The sequence below is a fragment of the Verruconatronum alginivorum genome, from assembly GCF_056590205.1.
This window is the reverse complement of record NZ_JBWPVQ010000001.1, coordinates 5988268-6012738: the sequence shown is the minus strand read 5'-3', so window position 1 is coordinate 6012738 and position 24471 is coordinate 5988268. Positions and strand designations below refer to the sequence as shown.

Here is a 24471-nt window from a genome sequence, read left to right as displayed (position 1 = left end):
ACCATGCGCAAGCATGGTAGGGTGTATACCATAGGATCAAGCTCCTCCGGCTTCCCACTTATGAACTTTATTCTAATCATATTCGCTCTCGGATTTCTCGCGGCACTGGCGGCGGGCGCCTGGTTCGGGCGCATTCCTGACTGGGTCGCGACCGGGTATGTCGCGGCCAGTTTGGTCGCATTCGTCGCCTATGCGTGGGACAAACACCGGGCGCGGCGCGGGCGCGGGCGAACCGCCGAAAAGACGCTCCATCTTTTCGAGTTGCTCGGCGGGTGGCCGGGAGCCCTGATCGCCCAACGCCTTTTCCGGCACAAGAACCGAAAGTTTACCTACCAGCGGACCTTTTGGTTGATCGTCTCCCTGCACTTGGCGGGATGGATTTTCCTCTGGTATCGTTCAACTTTCGGATGAGAAGGGGATCGCGCGGGGTTGAATCATTCCCTGCCGCCCCGCCTTACGATTTTCGATCCGGCGCCTGATCGAATCCGAAGAAACGCAAAAACCACGAAGCGACGAGGGATGCCACCAGGGGTATCCAGGACTGCATCACAAAGGATGCCGCCGCTCCGAGCCCGTAGACCAAGGCCGCGAGCAGTAATCCCCGGTGCTTGTATTTGACAAAGGCGATGAAAAACAGGCTGGAGAAAAGGACGAATCCGCCTTGTGCCAGGTGAAGAATAATATTCGGGTCCATGGATGCGACCTTCAAACTGCCCCGCTATCGACCAGGGTGTCAATTGGAATGGGAGATGCGATGGGCAAGGAAGGTCATCCGGCGAAAGCCGGAATGCTACGCTTGAACTCCCACGCGAATTCGGGGCGCGCCTTGCGCTTCATCACTTCTGGGCTTCACGAATAATCCGGCTAGCCTTTTCCGTTTCCGTTCACCGCGAATTTAGCGAGTTGTTCATACATCGCGAACCGCTCGTGAACGGCGGCCTGGGCGCGTTGTTTGATTACGTCGGCTCCGGTTGGATTGGTTTTGTCGAGAATCCGGTAGCGGAGTTCGTTTTTCGTGTAGTCGGTGAGCGGAATGCTCGGGGGACGGGAATCGAGTTGCATCGGGGCTTCGCCGGCGGCGGTCCGGCGGGGATCGAAGCGGAAGAGCGGCCAGGCACCGGAATCGACCGCCAGCTTCTGCTGGTTCAATCCGTCGAAGATGTTGATTCCATGGGCCACGCAGTGACTGTAGGCGATGATCAACGACGGTCCGTCGAAGGATTCGGCTTCGGTGAAGGCCTTCACCGTTTGGGCGTCACGGGAGCCGAGGGCGACCCGGGCCACGTAGGCGGAACCGTAGGAAAGGGCGATGAGACCGAGATCCTTCTTGGCGACCGCCTTGCCACCGACACTGAACTTGGCGGCGGCCCCGAATGGAGTCGACTTCGAGCATTGTCCCCCGGTGTTGGAATAGACCTCCGTATCCAAAACCAGGATATTCACGTTGTGGCCGCTGGCCAGCACATGGTCGACTCCGCCGAATCCGATGTCGTAGGCCCAGCCGTCGCCCCCGACGATCCAGATGCTTTTCGGCACCAGGTAATCGGCGACAAGGTCGAGACGTTTGGCTTCGGGCAAGTCGATGCCTTTGAGCGTCTCGCGCAGGGCGGCGATTTTTTTCCTTTGCTCGGCGACGGCGATCTCGCTGCTGTCGCGGCCGGCGAGGAGTCCGGCGACCGTTTCATCCCCGATCCGCGGGGCGAGTTTCTTGAGCAGGTGTTCGGCCTCGGAGCTCAGCTGGTTGACTGCGAGGCGGAAACCGAGACCGAACTCGGCGTTGTCCTCGAATAAGGAGTTGGCCCAGGCCGGCCCGCGACCGTCGGCGTTGACGGTGTAGGGAGTGGTCGGGAGATTGCCTCCGAAGATAGAGGAGCAGCCGGTGGCGTTGGCGATCAAGGCACGGTCGCCGAAGAGTTGGGTCAGGAGCTTGATGTAAGGTGTTTCACCGCACCCGGCGCAAGCCCCGGAGAATTCGAAGAGCGGCTCCAGAAACTGGATACTCTTGACATCCTGTTTGATGGTCGTCCGGTCGGGGGAAGGCAACGTGAGGAAGAACTCGAAGTTCTTCGCTTCGGCTTCCCGGATCGGATTCTGCGGCGCCATGTTGATCGCCCGGTGATCGGGACTCTTTTTGTCTTTGGCCGGACAGAAATGGACGCAGAGTTCGCAACCGGTACAATCCTCCGGAGCCACTTGGAGAGTGTAGGAGGTGTTCGGATGCTCCCGGGAGCGGTACGGGGTGGAGGCGAAGGTGGCGGGGGCGTCGGCCAGCAGGGCGGGGTCGTAATATTTGGCCCGAATGGCGGCGTGCGGGCAGACTTCGACGCATTTGTTGCACTGGATGCAGAGTTCGGAGTCCCAGACCGGAATGATCGACGCGAGGTTGCGTTTCTCCCATTTGGAGGTGGCGGTCGGCCAGGTGCCGTCGATCGGCATCGCGCTGACCGGCAGGAGGTCGCCCTGGTTGGCGAGCATCAGGGCGGTGGTCCGTTGGACGAAGTCGGGGGCGGCGGCGGCGACGATCGCCGGACGGGATTCGCCGGGCAGGGCGGTGGCGGGGATTTCGATCTTATGCAAACCTTTGAGGGCTTGCTCGACCATGGCGAAGTTTTGATCGACCACCTTCTGTCCTTTGCGGGAGTAGGTTTTTTCGATCGATTTTTTGATTTTCTCGATCGCTTCGTCCCGGGGAAGCACCTTGGAAAGGGCGAAGAAACCGACCTGCATGACGGTGTTGATCCGGCGGCCCATTCCATTTTCTTCGGCGATGCGACCGGCGTCGATGGCGTAAAGTTGCAACTCCTTTTCCCGGATGGCCTCCTGGACTTCCCGTGGAAGATTCCGCCAGACGTCTTCCGGTTCCCCGGGGGCGTTGAGCAGGAAGGTCGCGCCGGGAGCGGCGCGCGAGAGCACGTCGACCTGGCTGAGGAATTGGAATTGATGGCAGGCGACGAAATCGGCCTGGCCGATCAAATAGGGGGCGCGGATCGGTGCCGGACCGAATCGCAGGTGGGACGTGGTCATCGCTCCCGATTTTTTCGAATCGTAGACGAAGTAACCTTGGGCGAAGTTGTCGGTCTCCTCCCCGATGATTTTGATGGTGTTTTTGTTGGCGCCAACAGTGCCGTCGGATCCGAGGCCGAAGAAAACCGCGCGGATGACTTCGTCCGGTTCGATGTCGAAACGGTGGTCCACCGGCAACGAGGTGCCGGTGACGTCGTCAACGATGCCGACGGTGAAATGGTTTTTCGGCCGGTCATTTTTCAGTTCGTCGAAGACCGCTTTCACCATGGCCGGAGTGAACTCCTTGGAACCGAGACCGTATCGGCCGCCGATCACCCGGATCTTGTCGAGGGAAGGATCGTTTTCGGCTCCCTCGCGCAGGGCGGTCAGGATGTCCTGGTAAAGCGGTTCGCCGGCGGCGCCCGCCTCTTTGGTTCGGTCGAGCACGGCGATCGAGCGGACGGTGGCGGGAAGGACCTGGAGGAAACCGGCGACGTTGAATGGACGGAAAAGGCGGACCTTCAAGACCCCGACTTTTTCGCCCCGCCGGCGAAGCCATTCGGCGGTTTCGGCGGCGGTTTCCCCGCCGGATCCCATCATGATGAGGACGCGGTCGGCCATGGGGTCGCCCTCGTATTCGAACAAATGGTACGCGCGGCCGGTGAGTGAGGCGAACTCGTCCATCACGCCTTGTAGCAAACCGGGCAATTGGTCGTAGAAGCGATTGGCGGCCTCGCGGGATTGGAAAAATACGTCGGGGTTCTGGGCGGTGCCGCGAACGACCGGGTGATCGGGGGAGAGGGCGTGTTGGCGGTGGCGCCGGATGTCCTCTTCGGAAACCATCGACCGGAGGACCTCGTCGGAGAGAAGCTCGATTTTATTGATTTCGTGGGAGGTCCGGAAACCGTCGAAGAAGTGAAGAAAGGGAATTCGGCTGCGGAGGGTGGCCGCGTGGGAGATGCAGGCGATGTCCTGGGCCTCCTGCACGGAGTTGGAGGCGAGCAGGGCGAAACCGGTTTGACGGCAGGCCATCACGTCGGAATGGTCGCCGAAAATGGACAGACCATGGGTGGCGAGGGAGCGGGCGGTGACGTGGAGACAGAAGGGGGTGAGCTCGCCGGCGATCTTGTACATGTTGGGGATCATCAGCAGCAATCCCTGGGAGGCGGTGAACGTGGTGCACAACGCGCCTGCCTGCAACGCTCCGTGCAAGGCGCCGGCGACCCCTGCTTCAGACTGCATTTGGGCAATGGTGGGAACGGTGCCCCAAAGGTTAGGTTTGCCCTTGGCCGACCATTCGTCGGACGACTCTCCCATGGCGGTGGAGGGAGTGATCGGGTAGATGGCGATTACTTCACTGAGTCGGTAAGCCACGGAGGCGGTTGCTTCGTTGGCATCGACGGTTGCTTTGGGTGCAGGTGTCGTAGGGTGCATATTAGCAAGTTTATTTCCGGTCACAGACCTCAACTATGCATTTGTTGGCAAAGGATCGGCGCAGGTTGCGGGGAATGCCGGAGCCCTGGAGGGAGCGGGTAGCCCGTGGCTGCGGGCGCCAACGGATAACCGAGGGGGATAAACGAACCGCCTTTCTTTCCTCGACGGGATCCGTCCGTAGATTGATGATGATGGATCTTGCGGAACGAATGAAAGAAGGAAAACCAGGGAAGGTGCTGTCGCGACGGACGTTTCTGAGGCTCGGCCTCGGTGGCGTGGCGGGCGCGGGGGCGGTTTCGTGGCATTCGTTTCTCTTTTCCCCGACCAATCCGGTAATCACGCGATGGCAGGTGAAGATTAAGAATCTGCCCCGCGAGTTCGAGGGTTTGCGGGTCGTCCAATTGTCGGATCTCCATTTGAGCGGCTTGGTCCCCAAGGCTTATCTGGAGAAGTGCGTGGAGCTGACGAACGACCTGCAGCCTGATCTCCTTTTTCTGACCGGTGACTACGTGACGATGGGAGGATGGTCGCGGCGATCGGATGAAGGTCGTTCCTATACGGAGCCGCTCAGGGAGGTTCTGACGCCGTTGCGGGCCCGGATCGGCCGGTTCGCGGTGTTGGGCAACCATGACGTCGCGGTCGGTCCGAGCCGGGTGTCCGATGCCTTGAACGGCGCTGGGATCCGGGTTTTGCGGGACGAGGCGTTGGCGATCGGCCGTGGCGGGGCCCGGTTGCCGGTGGTTGGATTGGCCGATTTCGGGACCCAGTATGTGAATCAACGGCGGGCGTTCAACGGCATCGATCCGGATGAACCGGCGCTGATTTTGATGCACCATCCCGACCTATTCGAAGTCGGGATGGCTCATCGAAACGGATTGGTTTTCGCCGGCCACACCCATGGCGGTCAGGTGCGGATCCCTTTTTTGGCCCCTTATTACGTCCCCTCCCGCTTCGGGGCGAAGTATCTCTCGGGACTCTTTCAAAAAGGGGATCTCCAGATGTTGGTCAACCGAGGACTCGGCGTGATCCATTTCCGCGTGCGGTTCAACTGTCGGCCGGAGATCGCGGAAGTCACGCTTTTGCGGGGGTAGTCTGAACGATTTTCCGGATTGTTAAATAACCGGCCGCGCGTCCGCCTGCAAACCCGCCGAGTGGAAACTTTTGTTACACCGGGTGGGTCAAAATGACTCTGCGGGAGCGAGTTGGTTTGGGCGGTGAGGTCCGAGGTTCGTGTCTAATTGGCTTTCAGTAAGCCGTTTAGAGAATCGATCGATACGGGAGGTTCGTTGGCATTCTTCATGCAAGAAGATGGGGAAAGTCCGGTTAAAGGAAATTGGGAACAACGAATCAACTTAATCAGAAAGGAGACGACACATGATGAACTACCGTTTATCACCTTTGGAAACCCGTTGGGATCCGTTTGCCGAGATGAACGAATTGCGGCGGACGATGAGTCGCCTGTTGGCGCCGGCGAATGGGGCCGGGCAGGCGTTTCCACCCTTGAACATTTACGCCAATGAGAATGAGGCGGTGGTGTCCGCCGAGATCCCGGGGATCGAGAAAGATCGCCTGGAAATTTCGGTGACGGGAAGCACCTTCACCCTGTCGGGTTCGCGGGAACCGGCTGAGTTGGAAAAAGGAGCCGCGTATCTCCGTCAGGAGCGCTTCGACGGCCGTTTCAACCGGGTCGTGGAGCTTCCCTTCAATGTGGAGGCCGGGAAGGTGAAGGCCCAGTTGAAAAACGGGATCCTGGTGGTCCATCTTCCCCGGGCGGAAAGCGACAAGCCGAGGAAGATCACCATCGAAAATGAATAATTGACCAGTGAAGAAAGGAGGTTTTTGAAATGTCCAACACGAATCAGCAACAAGTCGCCAAGACGGAACAAACCCAGGCTCATCGGATCGAGCGTCCTTCGCGCCGGACGGTATATGCTCCGCCGATCGACATCATCGAGACCCCTGACGAGATCCTCCTCCGGGCGGACCTTCCGGGAGTAGACGAGAAAGGAGTCGATTGCACCTTGGAGGCGGGGGTATTGACCCTTCGGGCGAGCGCGCACGATCACATGCCAAAAGAGATGCGCCTGATCGACGGGGAGTATCTTCCCGGAGATTACGAACGAGTCTTTTCGCTTTCGGAGGAAATCGACCAGGAGAAGATCCGGGCCTCGGTGAAAAACGGGGTGCTGAATCTGCACCTGCCGAAATCGAAACAGGCTAAAACCAGGAAAATTCAAATCAGCTCGGAATAGGAGCGAAAGACATTCGCATAAAAGAAAGGAGGTTTTGTCATGAAAATGCAGGACCTGATACCATGGAAAACCCGGGAGCCGTCCTTGACTCATCCGGCGACCCTCCTCGACGAGTTTTTCGAACGAGGGTTGGGCCGCTGGAGTGACCTGGGGGCTTTCAGTCCGAAGATCGACGTTGCGGAAAGCGAGCAGGAGATCGAAGTGACGGCGGAGTTGCCCGGGATGGAGGAAAAGGACATCGACGTCTCGGTCGACGCCCACGGCCTGATGTTGCGGGGGGAGAAACGGGAAGAGAAGAAGGAGGAAACGAAGTCCTACTATCGCTCGGAACGGAGCTATGGCAGTTTCCAGCGTTACATTCCGCTCTCCGCGGAGATCGACCGGGAAAAGGTGAAGGCGGTCTTCAAGAAAGGAGTCTTGAAGATCCATCTCCCCAAGACCAGGGAAGAACTTCCGGAGGGACGGAAGATCCAGATCGAAGGTTGACCGAGGAACTTAAAATCGTCCCATTCGGCGCGAGCTTCGTTCCATTGCGGAATGGCTTTCGCCGGATGGGCGTTGGCGTCAGCGACGCCGTCGTCGGGATGGAATTGTTCATGCGGGTCGCGGGGCGACGAAATCGGAGGGTTGGCTTCCAGCCGACCTTCTTCTGAAGCGACGCCGACGGCGGACGGCAGGATGCCATCCCTCCCAGTGACGGGAAAGAACGTCGCCAGTCCCCGTAGTCGGGTTGGCTTCGCCGCCCGACAGCAGCGGCCGAAGACGGCTGGCCGAATATTCGATGTCACACGTCGCCGATGGGATCGCTTGTCTCCCGTTCGGACACCAAACGGTGGGGCGGCAAAGCCAACCCCACTACGGCCCAAATCGGAGGGTTGGCTTCCAGCCGACCTTCTCCTGAAGCGACGCCGACGGCGGACGGCAGGATGCCATCCCTCCCAGTGACGGGGAAGAACGTTGCCAGTCCCCGTAGTCGGTTGGCTTTGCCGCCTGACAACAGCGGCCGAAGACAGCGGGCCGAATATTCGATATCACACGTCGCCGATGGGATCGATTGGCTCCGGTTCGGACACCAAACGGTGGGGCGGCAAAGCCAACCCCACTACGGACCCTGCCATCCCTCCCAGTGACGGGGAAGAACGTCGCCAGTCCCCGTAGTCGGGTTGGCTTCGCCGCCCGACAGCAGCGGCCGAAGACGGCTGGGCCGAATATTCGATGTCACACGTCGCCGATGGGATCGCTTGTCTCCCGTTCAGGCACCAAACGGTGGGGCGGCAAAGCCAACCCCACTACGGCCCAAATCGGAGGGTTGGCTTCCAGCCGACCTTCTCCTGAAGCGACGCCAACGGCGGACGGCAGGATGCCATCCCTCCCAGTGACGACGAAGAATGCCGTCAGTCCCCGTAGTCGGGTTGGCTCCGCCGCCCGACAGCAGCGGCCAAAGACGGCTGGCCGGACGTTCGATCACACGTCGCCGATGGGATCGCTTGTCTCCCGTTCGGACACCAAACGGTGGGGCGGCAAAGCCAACCCCACTACGGACCCTGCCATCCCTCCCAGTGACGGGGAAGAACGTCGCCAGTCCCCGTAGTCGGGTTGGCTTTGCCGCCTGACAACAGCGGCCGAAGACGGCTGGCCGAAAGTTCGATATCACACGTCGCCGATGGGATCGCTTGTCTCCCGTTCGGACACCAAACGGTGGGGCGGCAAAGCCAACCCCACTACGGCCCAAATCGGAGGGTTGGCTTCCAGCCGACCTTCTCCTGAAGCGACGCCGACGGCGGACGGCAGGATGCCATCCCTCCCAGTGACGGGGAAGAACGTTGCCAGTCCCCGTAGTCGGGTTGGCTTTGCCGCCCGACAGCAGCGGCCGAAGACGACGGGCCGAGAATGCGATATCACACGTCGCCGATTGGATCGCGTGCCTCCCGCGTTCGGACACCAAACGGTGGGGCGGCAAAGCCAACCCCACTACGGCCCAAATCAAAGGGTTGTCTTCCAGCCGACCTGGTTCTGAAACGGTGCCAACGGCGGACGGCAGGATGCCATCCTTCCCAGTGGCGGGGAAGAATGTTGCCAGTCGCCGTAGTCGGGTTGGCTTTGCCGCCTGACAACAGCGGCCGAAGACGGCTGGCCGGACGTTCGATCACACGTCGCCGATGGGATCGATTGGCTCCCGCGTTCGGACACCAAACGGTGGGGCGGCAAAGCCAACCCCACTACTTTAAACGGCTTCTGTCCGGGCCCAAATCGGAGGGTTGGCTTCCAGCCGACCTTCTCCTGAAACGACGCCGACGGACGGCAGGATGCCATCCCTCCCAGTGCGGGCAAATTTCACTTTATGATATTCATTCGTGCTCAGCATCGCCTCGAAAACGGGGGGTTGCCGGGGGAGGGGTTGGGGCGTAGCGTTGTAGGGTGACGATTGGGCGTCATTTGTTACTGGGAGGCCTCGCCGCGTTGGGAATCGTTCTTCTCGGGGGGATGATGATTTTCTTTTCCCAGCCCGTGCAGCACCGGATTGTGGCGCGGCTGGTGGATCCGCAGCCGGGGGACCACTTTTCGATCGATCATGCCCGGGTCGGCCTGACCCGGACCGAGATCCGGGGTTTTTCGCTGCAACGCCCGGATATCGGTTACCGAATCGACCGGCTCGAGGCCGACCTTTCGGTTTGGGACATTTATTTCCGGGAGCATGTCAATCTCGGCGAAATCCGGGCGGAGGGCGTCGAGTTCGATTTCTCCCGGTTCGTCCAGGAGCCGCGTCCGGAGCAACGGGATCCGTTGGAAGGTCTCCTTGGGGAGCTCGACGTGCCGGTGATGTTGACCATCCGGGAAGGATCGGTGACGGGACGGTTCTTGTTTCCGGGGGCGGGGCCGGAGCCGTTGGTCGCCGCTTACCGGATTACCGGAGGCGGATTGGAGCCGGGCGGAAAAGGTGAATTCGATTTGGAAGTCTTCATCGAAGATCCGGCGGCCGACCGTTGGCTGCGGGAGTTGGAAGGCCGCGGACGGATCGATTTGGCTCAATCGGAAGAAGGGAATTTCGAGCGATTGGAAATGATCGCCCGGATCCAGGCGTTCGGTCCGGACGTCCCCTACGAGGAACCGCTTTTCGCGGAGGCGGTATTGGAGCGGACGGCGGCCGGGGAAGAATACTGGGGACGTTTGGGCCGTCCGGCGGAAGACGACACCATTTTCCAACTGTTTTGGGTGGAGGCCGATTTCGACCGGGCGGAGCGGGTTTTCCAGGGAGAGTGGGAGGCTGGATTGGAGCGCGGGCAAGTAGCCGGACTGCTTCGCGTGGAGCGCTTGGGACAACTTCCGGAATTCATCGGCAGCGGGGAAGGGAACTTTCGGTTCGCGGCCGATGATTACGCGCTGGGATTGTCGGGCCGATTTGACGCGGAGACGGGGGAATTGCGGATGTTGGCCGAGGAGTTGCGGGGATTCGAAGGCTTCCGCCTCTTCACGGAATTCGAATTTTACCGGGACGATTTCTGGCTGCGGTTGGAGGAATTCATGTTGCAGATCCGGATGGCCGGGACGGAGGAGAGCCTGGTCGATGCCGAGATCATTAATCCGATTCGGTATGACCGGGAGCGGGAGGAGTTGGCCGGAGACGAGACGGAGCGGGATCTGTTGGAAGTCACCTTTTCGGAAGCGCCGGTAGCGTGGGCGGGATTGTTCCGTCCGGAGGCGGAGGAAGGCATTCCGGTCTTCTCGGACGGCTCCCTCTCCGGCGGCCTGCTCTTGCGGGCGGTGGAACGGGGATACGTGGTCGAGACGGTCGAGCCGGTGCGGATCGCCGGGGTGACGCTGCAGGTCGAAGAAGAATTATTCGCGGCGGGGGTGGAACTGGTCTGGGGCGGCCAGGTGCGCTGGGTCGAGGAGCAACTGGCGGTGGAACTCGCCCCGCTGGAACTTTTCTTCGACGGGGAGGAGGCGGTCTCCCTGAGCGGACGCGTCTCGCAGGCCGGCGAATGGATCGATCTCCGGGGGCGGAGCGATCTGCCGGTCTTGTTGCGGCAGCCGGGCATCGGTTGGACCGACCTCGCCACCGGGGAAATCGCCTGGGAGATCTCGGGAAATCTGCGGGAAGAAGTGCGCGGGGCGGCTGTTTTCCAGGAAGGATTGTTGGAAGGAGCGGAGGAAGGGTTGCCGCCGGTTTTTCTCGATCTCTCGGTCAGGCCGGGGGACGAGGAGGAGGAGTGGACGTTTACCACGCTGATGCGGTTCGCCCGGCCGGAGCGGGAAGTCTCGCTCACCGCCTCGGGGGATTTGCGGGCGAACGAAGAGGAACGGCGTCGGCTCGATCTGCGGTTGGAAGGCGATCACCTCTTCATGGAAGATCTGCTCGATCTCGTCACCGCCTTCACCCCTCCGGACCGGGAGGAACCGCCGCAGGAAACCCCGGAGGCTCCCTTTTGGGAGGGTTGGGATGGATCGGTGAGCTTGGAGCTGGCGAGTCTCCAGTTGCCCCAAGGGACGGGACTGTCGGGGATTCGGGCCGAAATCGAGACGAGGGAGGAAGGAATCGCGGCCACGGCCAGCGCCTTGGTTTTGGGAGGCGATCTCGGAATCGGGGTGCGGTTGAGATTCGCCGACGGGGTGGAGCGGCCATACCGGTTGGAGGGCGACGTATTCCTTCCCGCCGCCGACGTAGGGGCTCTTTTTCAAACGTTTCAGCCCGACCGTCCGCCGACCGTGGAAGGCTATTTTTCGTTGGAGGCGAATTTATTGAGCGACGGGGTGGATCTCGGGGATTTGGTGGGACGGCTCCGGGGGGAGACCCGTTTGGCCAGCGACGCGGGGGTGTTGCGGCTGTTTTACACCGAAAGTCCCTTCGTGGGGATCGGCCTCGGGTTGGCCGGAGTGCTCGGAGGATTGGGCGGGGAGTTCGGGACGATCGCGGAAATCGCCGGGGAGTTCGCCGACATTTCCTATGATCGGTTCGTGGTTGAGATCGGTCGGGACGAGGATTTGGTTTACCATTTGCGGGATTTGACCGTCCGTTCGCCCGAATTCCGGATGCAAGGGGCGGGATATTTGGAGCACCGCGAGGAGGTGGAGTTCGTTGATCTGCCGATGACCTTGGAGGTCAACATCGGGGCCCGGGGCGAACTGGAGGAGATGCTCGGCCGGGCGGGGATGTTGGGGGAGGCCCGTGACGAACTCGGTTACCGGTTGATCGAGACTCCGTTCATGGTGGAAGGAACTCCGGGGGATCTCGACGTGAATCCGTTGTTCACGCTGATCCTGGGTGCGTTTCTGGAATTGACCGTGCCGATCCCGGGACGGGGAGCGGCGGAGGAAGAGCGGGCGGCGCCGCCGTTGGGGGAAGATTTTTAATGGGCGATCCCTAAACTCGGTGGTTGGAATAGCCGCGAAAAGGCACAAGATGCACAAAACAAAGAAGATAAATAGGGGGTATCCGAACAGGGCTTCGGGCGTTCGCTTGGCTTAAACAGCGGTGAAGACGACACACCCCACCATGCTCGCGCATGGTCCCCCCTCTCAAGAGGGGAACTGCTTACAAAAAGATCCCCTCTTGAGAGGGGGGGACCGCTCGCTAGAGCGGTGGGGTGTGTTTCCGGGCCGATCCGGTCGCTGCAAACCCTTTTCGGACGGGGTCTAAATAAAATAAGTTTTGCTGAATCGGTTTGGCAATCAGGCGTATTCCACTATCCCATGTTTTGCGTCTTTTGTGCTTTTTCGCGGCTATCCACTTCTTCTTTATCCGGTGGAAATAGCCGTCATGTCGCGGCTTGCGCGAGACGGGCGAGGCGTTGGCCGGCGGCGTGGAGGGTTTCGGCTTTCTTGGCGAAGTGGAAGCGGATGTAGCGGTGTTCGGGTTCGCGGAAGAAACTGGAGCCGGGGACGCCGGCGACGCCGATGGTTTCGATCAAATGTTTCGCGGCGGCGGTGTCGTTGGAGAAACCGAGGGAGCTGATGTCTACCATGACGTAATAAGCGCCCTGTGGTTCGCAGAAGGGGAGTCCGGTCTGACGGAGGTAACCGAGAAAAACATCCCGCTTTTCGGCGTAAAGGTCGCGGAGGCCGGCGTAGTAGGAATCGGGGAGCTCCAGTCCGGCGACGGCGGCCTCTTGCAACGGAGCGGCGGCTCCGACGGTCAGGAAGTCATGAACCTTTTTCGCCTGGCCGATCACCCGTTCCGGGGCTTGGACGTAACCGAGCCGCCAGCCGGTGATCGAATAGGTTTTCGAGAGGGAATTGCAGGTGATGGTGCGGTCCCAGGCTCCGGGCAGGGAGGCGACGCAGACGTGGCGGTGAGGTTCATAGACGATGTGTTCGTAAGGCTCGTCGGTGATGATGAAGGCGTCGTGTTTTTCGGCCAAAGCGACGATCTGGAGGAGTTCCTCGCGGGTGAAAACCTTGCCGCATGGGTTGGAGGGGTTGCAGACGATGATCGCCTTGACTCCTTGGGAAAAGGCGCGGGCGAGTTCGTCGGGGTCGAAATTGAACTCCGGCGGACGCAGGGGGACGTAAATCGGCTCGGCCCCGGAGAGGATGGCGTCGGCGGCGTAGTTTTCGTAAAACGGGGAAAAAACGATGACGCGATCGCCCGGGTTGCAGGCGGTCATCATGGCCACCATCATTGCCTCGGTGCTGCCGCAAGTGACGACCAGATGGCGGTCGGGATCGATTTCGAGGCCATGGCATCTCCCGATTTTCGCGGCCAACGCCCGGCGGAAACGGGGCGCTCCCCAGGTGATCGCGTATTGGTGGTGCGGTCCGCGGGTCGCCTTTTCGAGCGCCAGCAGGAGTTCCTCGGGCGGATCGAAGTCGGGAAACCCTTGGGAGAGATTGATCGCCCCGGCTTCGTTGGCGAGACGGGTCATTCCCCGGATGACCGATTCGGTGAAGGAGGCGAGTCGTGTGGCTGTTTCAGGCATAGTCGGATAGACGGAAAGGATTGGTCGGCGGGGCCGATCTACGGAGCTTCGGCGAAGGCGACGGCGAGTCGGAGGAAACGACGGTCAACGGCGGTCAGCGGTTGGTCGTCGCGGTAAGTGACCCGGACGGTGGCCTCGCAGACGGTTTCGGTCGACATAACCGTTCCCGCCCCGGCGATCCATTGAATCAAATCGGCGGACGCATCAACTCGGTAGACGATATCGTCGCGGACCGCGGGACGGTTGAACGTGAGGGTGAGGTATTCCACCCCGTCCACCATGGCGGTTCCGGGGTGGGGCAGAATGGTTCGATTTGGGTCGAGCGGCGAACCGCCGAGGGCGTATTCCAGGAGGTTGGGCACTCCGTCGCCGTCCGGATCGGCCTGGGGACCGCTGATGGAAGGATCGTCGAGTTGGGCGGGGGAGAAATGAAGGAGCCGCCATTCGTCGAAGTCAACCGGGGCCGCGCTGCGGGCGGTCCAGGCCAACGCGTGGGTGACATCGAAGCTTCCCGCGTCAACGCGGCGGATGGTCAGCAGGTAGTCCCCGGCCGGGAGGTTTTCGAGGTAAAGATGTTGGTTGTTGTTGACCGGATCGTCACTGAGTTGGATCTCGGCGACCGGCAATCCGTTCTCGGCGGAGAAGAGCACGAGTTCGAAGCGGGCGAGGTTGATCACGGCTCCGGCGAAATCGTGTCCGTCGACTTCCATCAGGCGCGGCCAGGCGAGATGGGCGGCGAAGGTTTCCTGGGCGAGCGGAAAGGAAAACCCGAAGATCTCGGTGTCGTCCGGATCGAGCTGACCGAGCCGCCAGCCCGCCGGGGGTGTTGCGTCGAGTCCCGGTTCCGAGGGTCCACCGGTCAGGATGTGATAACTCCGGTAAATATCGAGTTGCCCCGCCCCGAACACCGGATCGAGGGGGCGGTCATCTTCGCGGGACCAATTGGGAAACTTCGTCTTGTCGGCTCCGGCCATGAGAATCGCTTTGATGGCTTGAGGAAACGCCCCGACCGGAGCCAAATGGGGGTGCCGGTCGGTTTCCTCCAGGAGGATCGCCGCGGCGGCGCTGACCACCGGGACCGAATAACTGACGAAAAATTGGCCGGGGGCGACCAGGTCGGGACGAACTCGTCCGGGCCCCTTAAACCAGGTTTCGCCGCGACTATGGACTCCGCTGGGGCGTCCGACGGTGATCGCGTTATAAGTATGGGGGAGAAGGGTGGGGATGGGAGTGGTTTCGTTTCTCAAGCCAACCACGGCGATAAATTGGTCGCGTTCGATCGCGTAATCGAGCCGCCGAATGGCTTCCACATTAAGCGCGTCGGTGTTGAAGCTGCCGACCCAGCTATGGTTCTGGACGCGGCGGAGTTCGACCTGCGGGACGGAGGGCCGGTTGGTATTCAGGAAATCGTCCAGGAGCCAGGTGTTGGCCAAATAAAGATCGATGTCGGTGATGCCGGGCGCGATCGAGCTGTGGGTGCCGAAAAACATCTGGCCGACTGTCGTGGCGTGATTCGAGACTCCGGAAGGAGCGGACTTGATCGTAAAGTTTTTCCCGCTGAATTCGAAGTTCGAGGTGTCGGGCAAGTAGTTTTCGCTCACCGGCGCCTCGATCAGACTGACTCCGACGCCCGCGCCGGTCGGCAGATCGCCTCCGTATTTCGCCGCCAACCGGTTCCAGCCGATCTCCTCCCGGTAACTTCCATGGAGGGCGGTCGCGAGCGAAAGGAGAAGAACGGGGAGGAAGCGACGCAACGCCCGAGCGGTCCATGGAAGATTTTCAGAAAACATTCGGAAAGATTCCCTCACAAGGCCGCTCGTCGGTCAATCGCGCGGTGAGGCAATTTGCTCCGGCGGTCTTTCGGTTTTAAAGTAACTGCAAAGGGAGGAATCGATAATGCCGGAATGGTCGGACAAAGACGAACGCCAGTACGAACACGTCAAGAAAAGCAGTCAGGCACGGGGCGTGCCGGAAAGCCGGGCCAAGGAAATCGCCGGGAGGACGGTGAACAAACAGCGCCGGAAAGAGAGCCGGACGCCCAACAAAAGCACCCAGGGAACGGGCAATCCGAATCGGTCGCTGGAAGACCGCAGCCGCGAGGAACTCTACAATCAGGCGAAACAACGCCGGATCTCCGGGCGCAGCCGGATGAGCAAACGCCAGTTGGTCGACGCGTTGTGCGGTCGCTGAGAGTTCGCTGAGGACAAGCAAAATTCAGGCCTTCCGCCCGTAGGCGAGGGTTCGCCAGAGCCGTTCGAAGGGGCCGATTCCGAAGTGCCGGAGCCAGATGGGGCTGACCAGCAATTGCCCGGCGAACACGGCGCAGACGATCAGGACTCCGGCCGGCGCACCTACTTTCCCGTAAAGACCGAGCCCCCAGCTCATGAAGATCGCGTTGGCGATGATCGATTGCAGCAGGTAATGGCTCAAGGCGAGCCGACCGACGGCAGCGAGACGGGCGATGAAAGCGGGGGCGCGCCGACTGTTGAAGAAGATCACGAACAGACCCATGTAGGAAAGCGCCAGGAGAACCATGCCGCTCAAGTATCCGGCCATCCCGAGGGCGAAAATCCCCGGACCCCAGCCGCCGACTCCGAAGTGGAAGATCGCGAGGTAGCCGCCCGAGGCGACCAAGCCGACCGGAAGGGCAACGGTCACGAAGGCCCGGAGGCGGGTATTTGCGGAGGAAAGTTTGGCGAGGATGTTGGCGACATTCTTCCCCGCCACTGGGAGGGATGGCATCCTGCCGTCCGCCGTTGGCATCGTTTCAGAACAAGGTCGGCTGGAAGGCAACCCTTTGATTTGGGCCGTAGTGGGGTTGGCTTTGCCGCCCCACCGTTTGGTGTCCGAACGCGGGAGCCAAGCTATCCCATCGGCGACGTGTGATATCGCATTCTCGGCCCGTCGTCTTCGGCCGCTGCTGTCGGGCGGCAGAGCCAACCCGACTACGGCGACTGGCGACATTCTTCCCCGCCACTGGGAGGAATGGCATCCTGCCGTCCGCCGTTGGCACCGTTTCAGAACCAGGTCGGCTGGAAGCCAACCCTCCGATTTCGTCCCGGACAGAAGCCGTTTAAAGTAGTGGGGTTGGCTTTGCCGCCCCACCGTTTGGTGTCCGAACGCGGGAGCCAAGCGATCCCATCGGCGACGTGTGATATCGCATTCTCGGCCCGTCGTCTTCGGCCGCTGCTGTCGGGCGGCAGAGCCAACCCGACTACGGCGACTGGCGACATTCTTCCCCGCCACTGGGAGGGATGGCATCCTGCCGTCCGCTGTTGGCATCGTTTCAGAACAAGGTCGGCTGGAAGCCAACCCTTTGATTTGGGCCGTAGTGGGGTTGGCTTTGCCGCCCCACCGTTTGGTGTCCGAACGCGGGAGGCACGCGATCCAATCGGCGACGTGTGACATTGAACATTCGGCCCGTCGTCTTCGGCCGCTGCTGTCGGGCGGCAAGCCAACCCGACTACGGCGACTGGCGACATTCTTCCCCGCCACTGGGAGGGATGGCATCCTGCCGTCCGCTGTTGGCACCGTTTCAGAACCAGGTCGGCTGGCTCCATTGTCGCGAAGGTGCGGATCCAAGTTGGAGTCCCGCATTTATGCGGTCTGGGCGTCCAAAAAGACCGGCTAAAGCCGGCTAAAGCCAGAACTCCAACGAAGAACGGCTGAAGCCGCGCGTCTATTTCGGCGATTTGAAGGTGCGGACGACGAAGGAGGTCGTGAACATGCCGGCGAGGAAGCCGCCGATGTGGGCGCCGTAGGCGATGCCGGTTTGCTGGTGGTTCATGATGCCCATGACGTCGAGCACGACCCCGATCACGCCGAGGGCCGCCAGTTGGGCGGGGGGGATCGGCCGGGACATCGGCCAGACGTGCGGATCGGGCAATCGCCACCGGGTGGCCATGCCGAGGTAGGCGCCCATGAAGCCCATGACTGCTCCGGAGGCGCCGAGCATCGGGATGAATTCGCCGGCGTTCAGGATGGTGTGGAGAATCGAGCCGCCAATCGCGCCTATCGCGAAGATCGCCAGCATCCAGCGTTGTCCGAGCAACTCGGCGGCCAGCGCGGCGAAAATCCAGAGGAAAACCATATTGAAGGCGACGTGCTCGATGCTGCCGTGGAGGAAGGCGCTGGTCAGCAGCGTGACGAATCCCCAGAGGATTTCGGTGGAAAAGTTGCCCGCCAAGACGTTTTCCCAACTCCAGACCACCCGGGCCGGAACGGTCATCAGGTTTTGAAACCAATTAGGACCGAAAAGCGCCTGGCAAAAATAGACGATAAGGATGAACGCGATCAGGGCGAGAAGCGGCCCTTGTTCGCGAACCAAACGGTGCTGGAGGATCGATGGCTTTTTCAACACAAGGATGAAGATCAACCACGAATGAACACGAATGCACACGAATCTGAGTTTCGATCTGTTTTGGGGAAATTCTTCATTTGTGTCTATTCGTGTCCATTCGTGGTTGGATTTCCGTTTTATCAAAGTTGCTGCCAGAGGGCGGCCGGGATTTCCTCGGGACGGCTCTGACGGGAGAATCCGGCTGCTTCGATCCGGCGGAGCCACTCGCTGAAATCTTCATTCTCCCCGAACGTGCGCAGGAGGCTGCCGATCTGTTTGCGGCGTTGGCCGAAACAGGAGCGGATCAGCTTCTTCCGTTCCGGGGAAAAGCGGAACGGCTCCGGCAGGCGGCTCAGGTGGAACAGATAGGAGTCGATGTCGGGGATCGGATAAAAACATTGGCGGGCCACCTTGTGACCCTTGGAAATCCGGAAAGCAGATTCCAGGAAGACGGTGAGGGCGCCGTATTGTTTGGTCCCGGGCGAAGCCGATAGCCGGTCGACGGTCTCCTGCTGGAGCATCAGGACCATTTTTTGCGGGAGCGGTCCCGACAGCACCGCGTCGAGCCAGGGGGAACTGATGGCGTAAGGGAGATTGGCGACGATCTTGAACTCGGTCCCGGATCCCGGCTCCGGAGTGTAGCCGGCCAACGGGAAGCGGACTCCGTCTCCTTCCATTAAAAAGAAGGTCTCGGGAAAACGCACCGCCAAGGTTTCGCTGAGGCGGCGATGGAGCACCGGATCTTTTTCGACCGCGTAAACCCGGCAGCCGGCGTCGAGGAGGGCGCCGGTCAAGGTGCCGAGCCCGGGGCCGACTTCGACCACCGGATCGCCGGGGCGGATTTCGGCCAATTCGAGCGATTTGCGGACGATGTTGGCGTCGATCAGGAAGTTTTGGCCCAGGCTCTTGCGGGGCCGGACGCCGATTTCTTCCAGAACCCGGCGGGTTTCGGTGAATGTGAGCCCTCCCTCGGCCATCAGGCGTTTGCCAATTGTTGCAACAGTTCGCTCGGTTCGGCGGCCCGCATGAGGGCTTCGCCAACCAAAATCGCGTCGGCGCCGGCGGCCCGGACCCGGCGGGCGTCCTCGGGCCGATGGATTCCGCTTTCGCTGACCTTGATCAGATGGGCCGGGAGTTGCGGGATGATCGTCTCGGAGAAGGCGAGATCGGTCCGGAAACGGGCGAGGTCCCGGTTGTTGACCCCGAGGATGGCCGGCTCGACCCGAAGGGCCCGCTCGACTTCGCGCTCCTCGTGGACCTCGAACAAGGTGTCGAGTCCGGCGAGATTGGCGGCGTCGAACAGCCGTTTGATCTCATCGTCGGAGAGGGCGCGGACGATGATCAGGATCGCCCGGGCTCCCGCCTCCAGGGCCTCGATCACCTGGACCGGATGGACCATGAAATCCTTTCGCAGGCAAGGGATCGGACGTTGGTCGGAGAGAAAGGCGGTGACCTCGCGGAGGTCGTTCAGGCATCCGGAGAAATATTTTTCGTCGGTGAGCACGGAGAAGGCGTCGGCCCCGGCGGCAACGTATTTTTCGGCCTGTCCGACGGCGGAAATTCCGGCGGCGATGACCCCGGCGGAAGGGGAGCTCCGTTTGATCTCAGAGATCACGGCGAGGCGGTTTTCCTGTTTGAGCGCGCGGGCGAAGCTCGGGGCTCCGGCGGTTTTTTCGGCCCAGCGGCTCAGTTCGGCCTCCGGGACCGGTCGGATCCGGTCTTCGATTTCGCGGCGTTTCCAGGCGATGATTTCGTCCAGCTTGTTCATGTTGGCAAAGTTATCCCAACAGAATCCCGTTGGCGCGGGAAAGTGCAAGCGCATAGGCGCGGGGCGCGCGAAGCGCGCATAGACGATAGCAAATAGACGATAGACGATTTATGGCGGGGGTGGGTCGCGGGTCGCGGGTTTGAATGGCAGCCTTTCAGGCCGCGGATACACCTGGTCCGCCAACCCAGCCCTTCGGACTGGGCTATTGGATGACGCACCTTCGGCGCTGGGAACGGGAATGGACGGTCTCCGGTCCTCGGATGCCGGGTGGGTGTGGATGACGCACGTTCCACGCTGGTTCCGGTTCTGTGGCGCCGAAGGTGCCTGATTCTATAGCCCAGTCCGCAGGGCTGGGTAAACGGGATAACGGTTTTCGCGGCCTGAAGGGTCGCCATGCAGGGGTGGGGGGGGCGCCGGGTGCGAATGACAGCCCTTCAGGCCGCGGATGCATCTGGTCCATCAACCCAGCCCTTCGGACTGGGCTGTTGGATTACGCACCTTCGGTGTTGGGATAACCTGAAGGGTCGCCATGCCGGGGTGGAACTCCCCGGGGGTCCCCGGAGGGGTCGCAAAAGTGCAAAAGTTTCCCGAAGAGTCCATTCAAATTCCGGGGTTCTTCCGCTATACTTCCCGGATGAGTAAAAAGAGCGTGCGTTTGGGTATTATCGGTGTTGGCAGCATGGGCAGCAATCATGCCCGCTCCATTTTGGACGGGAAGGTGCCGGGGCTGGAATTGAAGGCCCTTTGCGATACCCACCCGGAAACGGCCGACCGGTTCCCGGATATCAAATTTTTCTCGAATGGCACCGATTTGATTCAATCGGGCGCGGTCGACGCGGTGCTCATCGCGACCCCGCATTACGATCACACCACCCTCGGTATCGAGGCCTTGAATGCCGGCGTCCACGTGTTGGTCGAAAAACCGATTTCGGTGCACAAGGCCGATTGCGAGCGGCTGATCGCCGCCCATACCGACAAAAAGGTCGTATTCGCGGCGATGTTCAACCAACGGATTGATCCCAAGTATCAGAAGTTGAAAAATCTGATCGATTCCGGCGAGCTCGGCGAAATCCGTCGTGTCCAGTGGACCGTCACCACCTGGTTCCGGAGCGACGCCTACTACGCCTCCGGCGGATGGCGCGCTACTTGGGCCGGGGAAGGGGGCGGAGTGCTCCTCAACCAATGCCCGCACCAACTCGATCTCTGGCAATGGCTCTTCGGCATGCCGTCGGAAGTCCGGGCCGATTGCGCCATCGGCCGTTTCCATGACATCGAAGTGGAAGATGACGTGACCGCGGTTATGAAATACGCCGACGGCAAGACCGGCGTTTTCATCACCACCACCGGCGAGGCTCCTGGCACCAACCGGTTGGAAATCGCCGCCGAGCGGGGACGGGTGATTGTTGAAGGCAACAACATCTCGTGGGTTCGCAACGAAGTTCCGATGTCGGAATTCTGTAAGACGACCAAGACCGGATTCGGTCGTCCCGATGTCTGGAATATCGAGATCCCCTTCGACGGCACCGGGGAACAGCACGTCGGGATCATGAAAGATTTCACCGCCGCCATTCAAGGGAGCAAAAAGCCGGTGGCCCCGGCCGAGGAAGGGGTTTATTCGGTCGAACTGGCCAACGCGATGCTGTTGTCCAGCTTCAAGAACGAAACGGTGAAACTCCCGCTCGATTCCGCCGCTTACGAAAAAGTTCTTCAGGAGAAGATCAAGAACTCCAAATTCGTGAAGAAGACCGTCACCGCCCCCCAGGCGACCGACAACTTCGCGAGTTCGTTTTCCTGATCCGGAGAGGCGGTTAGGGGGCAGGATTCTGGGGGCAGGATTCTGGATTCCGGATTCCGGATTCTGGATTCTGGGGGCAGGATTCTGGATTCCGGATTCCGGATTCTGGATTCTGGGTTCCGGATTCTGGGATCTGGGTTTTGGATTCTGGTGTTTCTGGGATCTGGGATCTGGGTTCAAGGTTCATTGGGAAGCTGTCGGTGTTTCGTTGGAGTTCCGGATTCATCCGGTCTCTGATCCGGCTTCACACCGGCGGCTGAAGCGCGCTGCTCCTTCAATCCGCGTTAATCCGCGCCCATCTGCGGTCCAGCAACAGAGCCTCAGCCGGAGCTTCGTCCTTCAGGCGAAGTCGTCTGGTTGACCGGCTTCACACCGGCGGCTGAAGCGCGCTGCTCCTTCAATCTGCGTTAATCCGCGCCCATCTGCGGTCCAAATCTGCGGTTCGGTCGACTTGACCTTTGTCCTGCATATCTACATCTTGTATCTATGAAGGTGGCCAAATTGTTCAGGCATGGGGGAAGTCAAGCGGTCCGGTTGCCCAAGGAATTTCGATTCCCGGGGGAGCGGGTGGCCATCGAAAAGCGGGGCGAGGAGGTGGTTTTGAGGGCGGTGGAAGAGTTTGCTTCCCTGGGCGACTGGGTGGAGGAGGCCCGGTCGCGCTATCCGGGAGAGGTATTTCCACCTCGGGAACAGCCGACGATCCTTCAACCGAGAGATCTTGACCTCGAGGCACCCGACCAGCGGTGATGGCGGAGCCGCTCTATCTGCTCGACACGGATGTTTGTATCCGCGTGCTGCGGGCGAAGCCCGCCGAATTGCCTGATTCCCTGACCGATCTCCGACCGAAGGATTTGCTTCTTTCGACAATTGTCCTGGCTGAATTGGAAACCGGGGTGAGGAAAAGCTCTCGTCCCGAGGTCCATGAAAAGAAGTTGAAATTTTTGGTCGATCAAATGACCCAAGTTGTTTTCGACCACCAAGCTGCCCGTCATTATGGTGAGATTCGCTCCCATTTGGAACGATCCGGGACGCCGATCGGTCCCCTCGACCTCCTGATCGCCGCCCATGCCCGGAGCCTGGGGTGCCATTTGGTGACCGGCAACGTCCGCGAATTCGCCCGGGTTCCGGGATTGAAGATTTTCCCAATACAATGGACGGCTGAACAGCGGCTGAAGCGCGCTGCTCCTTCAATCCGCGTTAATCCGCGCCATCTGCGGTCCGGCAACAGTGCCTCAGCCGGAGCTTCGTCCTTTAGGGGAAGTCGTCTGGTCAACCGCCTTCACCACAGCGGCTGAAGCGCGCTGCTCCTTCGATCTGCGTTAATCTGCGCCCATCTGCGGTTGTGAACGCCTTTTTCCTAGACTCCGAAGGCCGCTCGGGCCAAAGTCTTTCACGCTTGTCGACCGACAAAGGGGGAAACCAAGCCCTCAAAGTGATAACTGTTGTTCAGAAAACGGGCAGAAAGAGACAATGGATCGAATCGAAGAAAACATAGGGAAGACACGCGCGGGCTTCACCCTGATTGAATTGCTGGTGGTGATCGCCGTGATCGGAATCCTGGTCGGGATCGGATTCGGGGTATCCAGAAGTGTCGAGGAACGGCGGAACATCTCCAGAGCTCAAACCGAATTAGGAATCCTCGTTCAAGCCCTCGAACAGTACCGCAGCCAATATGGTGATTATCCATGGGTAGCTTCGACGACCCCGGAAGAGGGATACCGCACACTTTACCGGGCCCTGAACGGAAGGCAAGGACCGCAGGGGGCACAGATTCAAGGTCGCACGTTTTTGGAGCATGATCGATTTGAGCTGTTCGACCGAACCGATTTAAATGCCGCAGGCAATCATTTGCTGGATCCTTGGGGACGGCCATATCGCTACCATTACCGAACGGTCAATAATCCCGACGATTGGGAACATTCGGGGTATTTGCTTTTTTCGACCGGTCCCAGCGGGATCGCGAGGAGCAATTATCCGGGGCCAGACGGGCGTCCGGATTACGATGACGCCGACAATCGGGACAACATTTACGCACATAGGTAAGAACTGGATAACCGCTAAACTTAAGACCTGATGATGAAGAGAAGAAATGGATTTACCCTAATCGAGCTCCTGACAGTGCTGGGAATTATCGCCTTGTTGGCGGCAATTCTTATTCCAACGGTCGGCCGGGTCAGGGATTCTGCCAAGCGAACGGAAACACGGGCGAAGTTTAGCCAATGGACTACGGCTATCGAAATGTTCCGTGCGGAGTATGGCTTTTGGCCCGACTTTGGTGCCGAAGGTCCCGACTGGGCTGCCCGCCCGCTAAACAGCGACGACAATTTGGTCGTGCGGCTGAGCGATCCGCAGGTAAGGCGCAACTTCTTCGAGTTCCTTACCGGGCGTCATGCCGATGGCGAGCGGTTCGAGCCGGCATTCCTGTATGAGCGGCATCCGAATCGGAGACGGATCACCTTCTATGATTTTACCGAAGGAGACTACGAGTTCCTTCCGGACGTCACCGACCGGCAAATAAACCGGCAGGTCGATAACATTCGATTTGTCGATTCTTATGGGAATGAAGAGATCGTCATCGTTATGGATGGAAATCGGAACGGGATCATCCGTTTGAGAGATCATCCTGACTACAGGGTTCGCAACCCCGAGAGCGGATCCAACGTCCCCGGTCAAGGAGTTGCCCCTTACGGACCGACTCCATCGACTCCATCTCCCTTCGACTATAGCGGTTCTCACCGGGAGGTGCGTGCCGGTGTTCTCATTTATTCTCCTGGAAAACAAGCCGATTCTCCTGCCGATGCCTATCGGAACATGATTCGTTCCTGGTAGGTGAGGCAGGCGGAATCTCTTCTAACCCTTCAATAACCCTAGACCTTAATGTTCAATAAACACTACCTCACTTTGTGTGCTGTTGCTTCGGGAGTAATCCTCGGAGCGGCTGGTCTCCGGAGCACTCCCGGTTC

General features: G+C 60.3%; 20 protein-coding genes. 12 read left to right on the top strand and 8 right to left on the bottom strand.

From position 1 onward, the window contains the following. Nucleotides 1-60 precede the first annotated feature (60 nt). Nucleotides 61-411, top strand: a complete 351-nt coding sequence (locus tag ACWUI2_RS22140) for a DUF1294 domain-containing protein (RefSeq protein ID WP_486985026.1) — start codon at nucleotides 61-63, stop codon at nucleotides 409-411. A gap of 43 nt (nucleotides 412-454) precedes the next feature. Here the strand turns inward: ACWUI2_RS22140 and ACWUI2_RS22135 are convergent, their stop codons facing one another. Both ACWUI2_RS22135 and nifJ read right to left on the bottom strand, forming a co-directional pair. Then, the gene (locus ACWUI2_RS22135) at nucleotides 455-694 is read right to left on the bottom strand and encodes a hypothetical protein (protein ID WP_486985025.1); all 240 of its coding nucleotides are present in this window, start codon (nucleotides 692-694) and stop codon (nucleotides 455-457) included. Nucleotides 695-864: 170 nt separating this feature from the next. Further along, nucleotides 865-4437, bottom strand: coding sequence for a pyruvate:ferredoxin (flavodoxin) oxidoreductase (gene nifJ / locus ACWUI2_RS22130; protein WP_486985024.1), 3573 nt, complete (start codon nucleotides 4435-4437; stop codon nucleotides 865-867). A gap of 209 nt (nucleotides 4438-4646) precedes the next feature. Between nifJ and ACWUI2_RS22125 the strand changes: the two genes are divergently transcribed. From ACWUI2_RS22125 to ACWUI2_RS22105, 5 genes are all read left to right on the top strand, one after another. Next, nucleotides 4647-5528, top strand: a complete 882-nt coding sequence (locus tag ACWUI2_RS22125) for a metallophosphoesterase (protein WP_486985023.1) — start codon at nucleotides 4647-4649, stop codon at nucleotides 5526-5528. 283 nt (nucleotides 5529-5811) lie between these two features. Beyond that, nucleotides 5812-6252, top strand: coding sequence for an Hsp20/alpha crystallin family protein (locus ACWUI2_RS22120; protein WP_486985022.1), 441 nt, complete (start codon nucleotides 5812-5814; stop codon nucleotides 6250-6252). A gap of 29 nt (nucleotides 6253-6281) precedes the next feature. Then, on the top strand, nucleotides 6282-6689 hold the full coding sequence (locus ACWUI2_RS22115) for an Hsp20/alpha crystallin family protein (protein WP_486985021.1): 408 nt from the start codon (nucleotides 6282-6284) through the stop codon (nucleotides 6687-6689). Nucleotides 6690-6728: 39 nt separating this feature from the next. Then, on the top strand, nucleotides 6729-7175 hold the full coding sequence (locus ACWUI2_RS22110; RefSeq protein ID WP_486985020.1) for an Hsp20/alpha crystallin family protein: 447 nt from the start codon (nucleotides 6729-6731) through the stop codon (nucleotides 7173-7175). A 1950-nt stretch (nucleotides 7176-9125) separates the two neighbouring features. After that, entirely contained in the window at nucleotides 9126-12041 is a 2916-nt protein-coding gene (locus tag ACWUI2_RS22105) for a hypothetical protein (RefSeq protein WP_486985019.1), read from the top strand. 404 nt (nucleotides 12042-12445) lie between these two features. On the opposite strand, the gene ACWUI2_RS22100 is transcribed toward ACWUI2_RS22105, so the two are convergent. Both ACWUI2_RS22100 and ACWUI2_RS22095 read right to left on the bottom strand, forming a co-directional pair. After that, nucleotides 12446-13606: a pyridoxal phosphate-dependent aminotransferase gene (locus ACWUI2_RS22100; protein ID WP_486985018.1), complete on the bottom strand. Its 1161-nt coding sequence runs from the start codon at nucleotides 13604-13606 to the stop codon at nucleotides 12446-12448. Nucleotides 13607-13644: 38 nt separating this feature from the next. Continuing rightward, complete coding sequence (locus ACWUI2_RS22095) at nucleotides 13645-15396, bottom strand: hypothetical protein (RefSeq protein ID WP_486985017.1); 1752 nt, start codon at nucleotides 15394-15396, stop codon at nucleotides 13645-13647. Nucleotides 15397-15502: 106 nt separating this feature from the next. On the opposite strand from ACWUI2_RS22095, the gene ACWUI2_RS22090 reads away from it, so the two are divergent. Then, on the top strand, nucleotides 15503-15796 hold the full coding sequence (locus tag ACWUI2_RS22090) for an addiction module toxin RelE (RefSeq protein WP_486985016.1): 294 nt from the start codon (nucleotides 15503-15505) through the stop codon (nucleotides 15794-15796). Between the two features lie 24 nt (nucleotides 15797-15820). Here ACWUI2_RS22090 and ACWUI2_RS22085 read toward each other — a convergent pair whose 3' ends face one another. The 4 genes from ACWUI2_RS22085 to trpC form a co-directional block, all read right to left on the bottom strand. Further along, nucleotides 15821-16348 carry a DUF418 domain-containing protein gene (locus tag ACWUI2_RS22085; RefSeq protein WP_486985015.1) on the bottom strand — a complete coding sequence of 176 codons (528 nt, stop codon included), beginning with the start codon at nucleotides 16346-16348 and terminating at the stop codon, nucleotides 15821-15823. A 937-nt stretch (nucleotides 16349-17285) separates the two neighbouring features. Next, nucleotides 17286-17966 (bottom strand): rhomboid family intramembrane serine protease, encoded by a 681-nt coding sequence (locus tag ACWUI2_RS22080; RefSeq protein WP_486985014.1) that lies wholly within the window; start codon nucleotides 17964-17966, stop codon nucleotides 17286-17288. 119 nt (nucleotides 17967-18085) lie between these two features. Continuing rightward, a complete protein-coding gene (rsmA, locus tag ACWUI2_RS22075) occupies nucleotides 18086-18922 on the bottom strand; it encodes a 16S rRNA (adenine(1518)-N(6)/adenine(1519)-N(6))-dimethyltransferase RsmA (protein ID WP_486985013.1) in 837 nt (278 codons plus the stop codon). After that, a complete protein-coding gene (gene trpC / locus ACWUI2_RS22070; protein ID WP_486985012.1) occupies nucleotides 18922-19713 on the bottom strand; it encodes an indole-3-glycerol phosphate synthase TrpC in 792 nt (263 codons plus the stop codon). The genes rsmA and trpC overlap by 1 nt, the downstream gene beginning before the upstream one ends. Nucleotides 19714-20347: 634 nt before the next feature. Between trpC and ACWUI2_RS22065 the strand changes: the two genes are divergently transcribed. The 5 genes from ACWUI2_RS22065 (at nucleotide 20348) to ACWUI2_RS22045 (ending at nucleotide 24337) form a co-directional block, all read left to right on the top strand. After that, on the top strand, nucleotides 20348-21508 hold the full coding sequence (locus ACWUI2_RS22065) for a Gfo/Idh/MocA family protein (protein ID WP_486985011.1): 1161 nt from the start codon (nucleotides 20348-20350) through the stop codon (nucleotides 21506-21508). A 486-nt stretch (nucleotides 21509-21994) separates the two neighbouring features. After that, complete coding sequence (locus ACWUI2_RS22060; protein WP_486985010.1) at nucleotides 21995-22255, top strand: antitoxin; 261 nt, start codon at nucleotides 21995-21997, stop codon at nucleotides 22253-22255. After that, nucleotides 22255-22803, top strand: a complete 549-nt coding sequence (locus tag ACWUI2_RS22055) for a type II toxin-antitoxin system VapC family toxin (protein WP_486985009.1) — start codon at nucleotides 22255-22257, stop codon at nucleotides 22801-22803. Before ACWUI2_RS22060 ends, ACWUI2_RS22055 begins: the two co-directional genes overlap by 1 nt. A gap of 175 nt (nucleotides 22804-22978) precedes the next feature. Continuing rightward, nucleotides 22979-23551 (top strand): prepilin-type N-terminal cleavage/methylation domain-containing protein, encoded by a 573-nt coding sequence (locus ACWUI2_RS22050; RefSeq protein WP_486985008.1) that lies wholly within the window; start codon nucleotides 22979-22981, stop codon nucleotides 23549-23551. Between the two features lie 30 nt (nucleotides 23552-23581). Next, the gene (locus ACWUI2_RS22045) at nucleotides 23582-24337 is read left to right on the top strand and encodes a type II secretion system protein (protein ID WP_486985007.1); all 756 of its coding nucleotides are present in this window, start codon (nucleotides 23582-23584) and stop codon (nucleotides 24335-24337) included. Nucleotides 24338-24471: the final 134 nt, after the last annotated feature.